Origin of the sequence: Pseudomonas thivervalensis (assembly GCF_001269655.1) — a bacterium.
Classification (GTDB): Bacteria; Pseudomonadota; Gammaproteobacteria; order Pseudomonadales; family Pseudomonadaceae; genus Aquipseudomonas; species Aquipseudomonas thivervalensis.
The window spans coordinates 329,539-338,045 of sequence record NZ_LHVE01000012.1 but is presented as its reverse complement, the minus strand read 5'-3'; the positions used below and the strand labels follow the sequence as shown (position 1 = coordinate 338,045).

Annotated in this window: 8 protein-coding genes and 2 rRNA genes; 5 read left to right on the top strand and 5 right to left on the bottom strand. The window is 59.8% G+C overall.

Annotated elements, in window-relative coordinates:
- Window positions 1–1,397, top strand: a 23S ribosomal RNA gene (locus tag AD659_RS17765); the annotation flags it as partial.
- A 153-nt stretch (window positions 1,398–1,550) separates the two neighbouring features.
- A 5S ribosomal RNA gene (gene rrf, locus AD659_RS17760) occupies window positions 1,551–1,666 on the top strand.
- A 121-nt stretch (window positions 1,667–1,787) separates the two neighbouring features.
- Here rrf and AD659_RS17755 read toward each other — a convergent pair.
- Entirely contained in the window at window positions 1,788–2,189 is a 402-nt protein-coding gene (locus AD659_RS17755) for a lysozyme inhibitor LprI family protein (protein ID WP_053123599.1), read from the bottom strand.
- Between the two features lie 154 nt (window positions 2,190–2,343).
- Between AD659_RS17755 and AD659_RS17750 the strand changes: the two genes are divergently transcribed.
- Complete coding sequence (locus AD659_RS17750; protein ID WP_053123597.1) at window positions 2,344–2,802, top strand: SRPBCC family protein; 459 nt, start codon at window positions 2,344–2,346, stop codon at window positions 2,800–2,802.
- Between the two features lie 463 nt (window positions 2,803–3,265).
- Here the strand turns inward: AD659_RS17750 and AD659_RS29385 are convergent, their stop codons facing one another.
- Both AD659_RS29385 and AD659_RS17740 read right to left on the bottom strand, forming a co-directional pair.
- Entirely contained in the window at window positions 3,266–3,601 is a 336-nt protein-coding gene (locus AD659_RS29385) for a hypothetical protein (RefSeq protein ID WP_082343581.1), read from the bottom strand.
- 177 nt (window positions 3,602–3,778) lie between these two features.
- Complete coding sequence (locus AD659_RS17740; RefSeq protein ID WP_053123593.1) at window positions 3,779–4,726, bottom strand: AraC family transcriptional regulator; 948 nt, start codon at window positions 4,724–4,726, stop codon at window positions 3,779–3,781.
- Window positions 4,727–4,930: 204 nt separating this feature from the next.
- Between AD659_RS17740 and AD659_RS17735 the strand changes: the two genes are divergently transcribed.
- On the top strand, window positions 4,931–5,668 hold the full coding sequence (locus AD659_RS17735; RefSeq protein WP_053123591.1) for an SDR family oxidoreductase: 738 nt from the start codon (window positions 4,931–4,933) through the stop codon (window positions 5,666–5,668).
- A 183-nt stretch (window positions 5,669–5,851) separates the two neighbouring features.
- On the opposite strand, the gene inhA is transcribed toward AD659_RS17735, so the two are convergent.
- Complete coding sequence (gene inhA / locus AD659_RS17730; RefSeq protein WP_053123589.1) at window positions 5,852–6,538, bottom strand: isonitrile hydratase; 687 nt, start codon at window positions 6,536–6,538, stop codon at window positions 5,852–5,854.
- A gap of 99 nt (window positions 6,539–6,637) precedes the next feature.
- On the opposite strand from inhA, the gene AD659_RS17725 reads away from it, so the two are divergent.
- Window positions 6,638–7,630 (top strand): GlxA family transcriptional regulator, encoded by a 993-nt coding sequence (locus tag AD659_RS17725; protein WP_053123587.1) that lies wholly within the window; start codon window positions 6,638–6,640, stop codon window positions 7,628–7,630.
- Here AD659_RS17725 and AD659_RS17720 read toward each other — a convergent pair.
- Window positions 7,599–8,501, bottom strand: a complete 903-nt coding sequence (locus AD659_RS17720; protein WP_053123585.1) for an alpha/beta fold hydrolase — start codon at window positions 8,499–8,501, stop codon at window positions 7,599–7,601. The two genes, AD659_RS17725 and AD659_RS17720, sit on opposite strands and share 32 nt — an antisense overlap.
- Between the last annotated feature and the right edge of the window lie 6 nt (window positions 8,502–8,507).

Genomic DNA, 8,507 nt, shown 5'->3' with positions numbered 1-8,507 from the left:
AAGGCCGAGAGCTGATGACGAGTTACCCTTTGGGTGACGAAGTGGTTGATGCCATGCTTCCAAGAAAAGCTTCTAAGCTTCAGGTAACCAGGAACCGTACCCCAAACCGACACAGGTGGTTGGGTAGAGAATACCAAGGCGCTTGAGAGAACTCGGGTGAAGGAACTAGGCAAAATGGCACCGTAACTTCGGGAGAAGGTGCGCCGGTGAGGGTGAAGCACTTGCTGCGTAAGCCCACGCCGGTCGAAGATACCAGGCCGCTGCGACTGTTTATTAAAAACACAGCACTCTGCAAACACGAAAGTGGACGTATAGGGTGTGACGCCTGCCCGGTGCCGGAAGGTTAATTGATGGGGTTAGCTAACGCGAAGCTCTTGATCGAAGCCCCGGTAAACGGCGGCCGTAACTATAACGGTCCTAAGGTAGCGAAATTCCTTGTCGGGTAAGTTCCGACCTGCACGAATGGCGTAACGATGGCGGCGCTGTCTCCACCCGAGACTCAGTGAAATTGAAATCGCTGTGAAGATGCAGTGTATCCGCGGCTAGACGGAAAGACCCCGTGAACCTTTACTATAGCTTTGCACTGGACTTTGAATTTGCTTGTGTAGGATAGGTGGGAGGCTTTGAAGCGTGGACGCCAGTCTGCGTGGAGCCATCCTTGAAATACCACCCTGGCAACTTTGAGGTTCTAACTCAGGTCCGTTATCCGGATCGAGGACAGTGTATGGTGGGTAGTTTGACTGGGGCGGTCTCCTCCTAAAGAGTAACGGAGGAGTACGAAGGTGCGCTCAGACCGGTCGGAAATCGGTCGTAGAGTATAAAGGCAAAAGCGCGCTTGACTGCGAGACAGACACGTCGAGCAGGTACGAAAGTAGGTCTTAGTGATCCGGTGGTTCTGTATGGAAGGGCCATCGCTCAACGGATAAAAGGTACTCCGGGGATAACAGGCTGATACCGCCCAAGAGTTCATATCGACGGCGGTGTTTGGCACCTCGATGTCGGCTCATCACATCCTGGGGCTGAAGCCGGTCCCAAGGGTATGGCTGTTCGCCATTTAAAGTGGTACGCGAGCTGGGTTTAGAACGTCGTGAGACAGTTCGGTCCCTATCTGCCGTGGACGTTTGAGATTTGAGAGGGGCTGCTCCTAGTACGAGAGGACCGGAGTGGACGAACCTCTGGTGTTCCGGTTGTCACGCCAGTGGCATTGCCGGGTAGCTATGTTCGGAAAAGATAACCGCTGAAAGCATCTAAGCGGGAAACTTGCCTCAAGATGAGATCTCACTGGGACCTTGAGTCCCCTGAAGGGCCGTCGAAGACTACGACGTTGATAGGCAGGGTGTGTAAGCGCTGTGAGGCGTTGAGCTAACCTGTACTAATTGCCCGTGAGGCTTGACCATATAACACCCAAGCAATTTGTGAACTCGAGAGAGACCAGATTGCGGTGTGTGAAGACGAAACGAACCGAAAGTTCGAGATACTCACAAGCACCAAACTATCGCATACCCATTCGCTGGCACGTGACCGCAAGGCACGCACCGGCTACCGAATTTCTTGACGACCATAGAGCATTGGAACCACCTGATCCCATCCCGAACTCAGCAGTGAAACGATGCATCGCCGATGGTAGTGTGGGGTTTCCCCATGTGAGAGTAGGTCATCGTCAAGATTAAATTCCGAAACCCCTATCTGCTGATGCAGGTAGGGGTTTTGTTTTTGCCCGCCATAAAAAGTTTTGACCAAAAAAAGGATGACCTGTAGCAGCCATCCTTTTTACATCCAGCAGGCCGTTAGGCCTCGGGTACCGGGCAGCTCAGATCCCCTTCCTTGCACTTGAGATAGGTCTTGAACGCCTCGATCCGGGTTTTGGTCTGGGCCGTGATGCAATCGTTGTAGATCAGCGGGTAGACACTGCCGCCCTTGACCCCAGAGGCGGAGAATTCACATTCGGCGTCACGGAAGCCTATCCAGGCACGCTGTGCCTTGACCAGCATTTGCTTGGCCTCGGGATTGTCCTTCAGGCGTGCGGTGATCTGCTTGTATAAGCTGTTCAGCTCGCTGTCGGCGGCCTTGTTTTCCTTGGCTGCGCATTGGTTCATTTCGCCTTGAGTGATGGCGTTGGCGCAGTCGTCGGCTTGGGCAACGGCGACAAAAAGCAGCGGTGTCAGGGCCAGAAGCAGGCGAGGGGACATGTCGGGTCTCTCCTTGAGAGGTTGAAAACGCCGGGGAAGTTTACATCGCTCCGTGCTGTTTTAACGTGGGCGAGCGCTAAACAACGGTCTGATACAACTTTCCGGTTGGCCTCGTGGTCTTACAAGCCTACTGTTGAAACACAGGAGGTGACTCATGCATTCATCCGACCGCATCGAAAGAAAGATCCTGCTCAAGGCCCCGCGCTCCCAAGTCTGGCGCGCCCTGGCCAATGCCGAAGCCTTCGGCCAATGGTTCGGTGTCGCCCTTGAGGGGAAACGGTTTGTGGCAGGTGAGCGTACCCAGGGGCAAATCACTTACCCAGGTTACGAACACCTTATCTGGGATGTCGCGGTGGAGCGGGTGGAGCCCGAGCGAGTGTTCTCGTTTCGCTGGCATCCTTACGCTGTCGAGCCGCAGGTGGACTATTCCCAAGAATCTGAAACCCGGGTGTTATTCGAACTCGAAGACATGGATGGCGGCACCTTGCTCAAAGTCGTGGAGTCGGGTTTCAACAACATCCCCGAGGCTCGCCGACTCAAGGCTTTTCGCATGGACAGCCGTGGCTGGGATGAGCAAATGGCCAATATTGAAAACTTCCTGAGCAAGGCTTGAGCTTGGATGGCTGATGGGACTAAGGGTTTTCGGAAGGGCAGGTATAGCGAATGTCTTACACGAGATGGTAGCTATGTCGTCTATTTCATTTTGGATCCGAGGCGTAATCTGGACTCATCCACTGAAGCACAGGAAGTGCTCAGGATCAGGGACGATCGACCATGCAAGGATTAGCTATCGACAGGGAGTCGTAATGGTCTTGGAAAAACCCGCTTCGGCGGGTTTTTTTTCGCCTGCTGGAAAGTCTTGAAAGTTTTTATAGCGAAACGCTTACACGGCGTTGCTGCTTTCTCGTCTTTTCCCAGGACAACGGCAGGCCTAATCTATGTTTATCCACTGGGTGCAGGGAGTGCTCAGGGTCATGGATGATTGGACCAGGCATGGAATGCCGGACAGGGAGTCAAATTGGTCCTCAAAAAACCCGCTTAGGCGGGTTTTTTTTCGTCTTGAAAAAGTGGCCTGATCAGGCCAGACGCCGTGTCATGGTGCGGTCAGCACCATCATCAGCCAAGGTCTGGCCCCCAGGCGTGCGATCGGCACCATCGGCAGCGAGTGTCTGTCCTCCGGGGGTACGATCAGCACCATCAGCAGCCAAGGCCTGGCCCCCAGGCGTGCGGTCAGCACCATCGGCAGCGAGAGTCTGCCCACCAGGCGTACGATCTGCGCCATCAGCGGCCACAGGCTGCTGGTAATCACCAGCCTGGGTAAAGAAGCGGTCTTGCTGCTGGCTCGGCAAGGCAAACGCACTGGCGCTCAGGGCGAAAGTGGTAACGGCAATCAAGGTGTTGAACGTTTTCATGGTAAAGACTCCGGTCATATCAGGGTTGAGTGCCGGGTCGTTCAGATGTCGTGATCTGCTGAACCCGTTGCAGCCGGGACGGTTGTCTTGCTGCATGGGTTCAGATTAAGGGCGAGGCGGGGACGGGCGTTAGACGGATACTGTCCTGGTTTTGCCTGATCCTGTTTGTGTGCAAGATCAGGCGCTACTGGCTTGCAGTGCCTGGGCACGCAAACGCGCAATGTCCTTGCTCGGCGAGGCGCCAAATAGACGGCTGTATTCGCGGCTGAACTGCGAAGGGCTTTCATACCCCATCTTGTAGCCGATTGATGAAACGTCACTGTTCTCCGCCAACAACAACCGTCGGGCTTCCTGCAGGCGCAGCTGTTTCTGGTATTGCAGCGGGCTCATGGCGGTCACGGCCTTGAAGCGGTGATGCAGGGCCGAAGGGCTGAGGTTGATCATTTGTGCCAGGCTGTCGATGCTCAGCGGCTCGGCATAATGGGTATTGAGCCACTCGATGGCGCGGCTGATGCGATGGGTCTGGGTGTCGGGAATGGCGATTTCATGCAAACGCTGGCCTTGGGCGCCACGTAGCAGCCGATAGAAGATCTCCTGTTGGGCCAGCGGCGCAAGGGTGGCGATATCGTCCGGGCTGTCCAGCAGCCGCAGCAAGCGCAACACCGCGTCGAGTAACGGCGCATCGATGCGATCCAGGAACAATCCACGTCCGGTTCTTTCGGTCGGCACACCAATAGGGCTGGCGTCGGCAATCAGGCGGCAGATCTGTGCCGGATCGATGTCGAGGCGAATGCACAGGTAGGGGCGTTCGGGACTGGCTTCAATCACCTGGCCGGCCAACGGCAGGGTCACCGAGACGACGAGATAATTGAGCGGGTCATACACGTAGCATTCGTCCGCCAGGCGCACTTCCTTTCGCCCTTCGACAATCACGCACAAACCAGGCTTGTGCACGGTGTGCAGGGCTTCGGTCGGCTGGTCGCTACGGATCAGGTGCAAGGCTTCGATGGCCGTGGGGTGGACGCCGAATTCCGGTGCGAAGCGCATCATCAGGCTCGCCAGTTCGGCGCGACGCTGATTGACGCCGTCATCTGGCGCAATGTGGATGGACGTGGATACCGACATGCCGATCAATCTCCCAGGCCAAATCGAGTGGACCGCGCTAGTAAAGCCGATTGCGCGGCTGTCGGCCAGAGTCGGTTTCATCGCTACAGGATCGTGCAAGTGCGCAGGAGGATCCGGCTAACCCAGGCGAAGGTCGGTTCCCTAATCTGGACCTGTCAAAACGCTCCCACCGGGGGGCCAACACATCCAGACGAGGGAACCATCATGTCCGATATTCAAAACAAAGTCGTGGTCATCACCGGCGCCAGCAGCGGGATTGGCGAAGCGGCGGCGCGGTTGCTTGCGGCTCGCGGTGCTCGTGTCGTATTGGGCGCACGGCGCATCGATCGTTTGCAAGCACTGGTGCAGGAGCTCGAAACCGCCGGTCAGCAGGCGGTCTGCAAGGCGGTGGACGTGACTCGTCGTGAGGATGTCCAGGACTTCGTCGATTTTGCGGTCGAGCGGTTCGGTCGGGTCGACGTGATCATCAACAATGCCGGGGTCATGCCGCTCTCCAAACTTGAGGCGCTGAAAGTCGAAGAGTGGGATCGCATGATCGACGTCAATATCCGTGGCGTGCTTCACGGCATCGCCGCCGGCCTGCCGCTGATGCAGGGCCAGCGCAGCGGCCAGTTCATCAACATCGCGTCCATCGGTGCCTACGCCGTCAGCCCGACGGCCGCCGTGTATTGCGCCACCAAATACGCCGTGCGGGCGATTTCCGAGGGCTTGCGCCAGGAAGTCGGGGGCGATGTACGCGTGACAGTGATTTCCCCCGGCGTGACCGAATCGGAACTGGCCGAGAGCATTTCCGATGAAGGTGGGCGTGCCGAAATGCGCGAGTTCCGCCGTATCGCCATTCCGGCCGAAGCCATCGCCCGGGCAATCGCCTATGCCATCGAACAGCCCGCGGATGTAGACGTCAGCGAACTGATCGTGCGGCCCACCGCCAGCCCGTTCTGAATCGAGGTGGCCCGACAGCAAAACCCTTTGTGGCGAGAGAGCTTGCTCCCGCTGGGTTGCGAAGCGACCCCAGGATTTTGCGCCTGCTGCGCAGTCGAGCGGGAGCAAGCTCCCTCGCCACAATGGTGACTGCCTCAAGCGTGTGTCCAGCCGCACAATAGCCTGTGTGTCGGCAATAGATCGCTAAGCCCGTTCCAACCGCGCCGCAGCACGCTGGGTGATCTGCGAGCGCACTCGGAACGACTCGGCCGCACGCAGTTGGGCTTCTTCCAGCACGCGCGTCGGCGCGGTGTCCGGGCTGCCGGCGTTGAACGGTGGGGCAGGGGCGTATTCGAGTTGCAGCTGGACCAGTTCGGCGGTGTCCTGGTCGAACAGTTCGGCTGCCAGGGTCAGGGCAAAATCGATCCCGGCCGTGATGCCGCCACCGGTGAGCAGGTTGCCGTCGCGGACCACGCGATCCTTGACCGCTGTCGCGCCCAGGGTTTGCAGCAAGCTGTGGTAGGCCCAATGGGTGGTGGCGCGCTTGCCTTGCAACAGGCCCGCCGCACCGAGCACCAGCGCACCGGTGCACACCGAGGTGATGTATTTCGCCTCGGCGGCTTGCCGCTTGATGAAGGCCAGCGTCTGCTCGTCTTCCATCAGGGGGCCGACGCCGCTGCCGCCGGGGACGCAGATCACGTCGAGCTTCGGGCAGTCCTCGAACGTGGTGGTGGGCAACAGTACCAGCCCGGTGCTGGCGGTGACCGGCGCCAGGTCTTTCCAGATCAGGTGGACCTTCACGTCCGGCAACGAGGCCAGCACGTCATAAGGGCCGGTCAGGTCCAACTGCTGGACTTGGGGGAATAACAACAAACCGATCTGCAACGTCATGTCGCGTTCTCCTTTGGATAATGCCCGAGGGGTGGACGGTTTGACTTTAGATCCGTAGGCTCTGGCGTATACGCCAATAAGCCCACGAATCACGCCAATATGCTCAACCCACCGAAAACCGTCCGTGTCCTGGCCTTCGCCAACGTGCAGGTGCTGGATGTTACCGGGCCCTTGCAGGTCTTCGCCTCGGCCAACGACCTGGCCCGCCAGCAAGGCCTGCCGTTGCCGTACACGCCGACGGTCATTGCCGTGGGTGGCGGGGCGGTCATGTCCTCGGCGGGCTTGGCGCTGATGGCCGAGCCGCTGCCGAGCGAAGGCAGCGACACGCTGTTGATCGCCGGTGGCTGGGGCGTGTACGAAGCGGCGAAGGACCCGGCGCTGGTGGCCTGGGTCAAGGATCACGGCCTGCGTTCGCGGCGGGTGGCGTCGGTGTGCACCGGGGCGTTCCTGCTGGCCGCCAGCGGTTGGTTGGACGGGCGGCGCGTGGTGACGCACTGGACCCGCTGCGAACAACTGGCCGAGCAGCATCCGCAATTGCGGGTCGAACCCAACCCGATCTTCATCAATGACGGTCCGGTCTGGACTTCGGCCGGGGTCACGGCCGGCATCGACCTCGCCCTGGCGTTGGTCGAGGAGGACTTGGGCCGCGCGGTGGCGCTGGAGGTTGCCCGGCAACTGGTGGTGTTCCTCAAGCGTCCGGGCGGGCAATCGCAGTTCAGCGTGACCTTGTCGCTGCAAAAACAGGGCAGTCGGTTTGATGACCTGCATGCCTGGATCGCCGAAAACCTCACCCGCGACCTGGGCTTGTCGAACCTGGCCGCCGAGGTGGGCATGAGCGAGCGCAGCTTTGTGCGTCACTACCGCGCCGACACCGGCCAGACCCCGGCGCGGGCGGTGGAATTGATTCGCGTGGAAACCGCTCGCCGCCTGTTGTCCGACACCGCCGTGTCGATCAAACGGGTGGCGGTGCAATGTGGCTTCGGCAGCGAGGAAACCTTGCGCCGCAGTTTTCTACGGGCCATGGGCGTGACGCCCCAGGCTTATCGCGAGCGGTTCGCCGTCAGCCCTCAAGCAAATCCAGCAATGCCTTGAGCGTGGCCTCCGGGGCTTCCTGGGGAATGTTGTGGCCGACACCGGCCAGCACTCGGCGCTCATAGAAACCGGTGAAATGCTCGACGTCTTGATCATGTTCCGGTGCGGGCCCTACGCCGTCGTCGGCGCCGCACAAGGAAATGCTCGGCACGCTGATGGTCGGTTGCGCCGCCAGTTTTTCCTCCATCCACTCCAGCGTCGGGTCGCCCGGTGCGCACATGAAGCGATGACGGTAGGAGTGGATCACCACGTCGACGAAGTCCGGGTTGTCGAACGACGTGGCGCTGAGGGGGTACAGTTCGGCGCCGCGTTTCCAGGACGGTGACCACAGGCGCCAGAGCAATTCACATAGTTCGCGCCGGTTCCGGGTCAGGCCCTCGACGCCCCGGGCCGTGTGGAAGTAGTACTGGTACCACAGGCGATGTTCGGTTTCCGGGTCCAGCGGCTGCGTCGAGCGCGGAATGTCCTGCAGGTTGTAGCCATCGCCGGTCACCAGGCAGCGCACGCGCTCGGGCCACAGTGCTGCGACGATACACGCCGCCCGCCCACCCCAGTCGTAGCCGCACAGCGCCGCTTGGGGGACGGAGAGTGTCTCCATCAGGTCCAGCAGGTCCTGGGCCAGGGCCGCTTGCTGGCCGGAGCGCAGGATGGCCGGGTTGTTGAAGCGGGTCGGGCCGTAGCCGCGCAGGTAGGGCACGATGACCCGGTAGCCACGTTGGGCCAGAGCCGGCACGACTTCATCGAACGCCCTGGGGTCGTAAGGAAAACCGTGCAGCAGGATGATCGGGTCGCCGCTGGCGGGACCGTGCTCTTCGTAGGCGATGCGCAGCAACGGCGTGACGGCGAAGTTGATCTTGGGCTCAAGGTTCATGTCGGC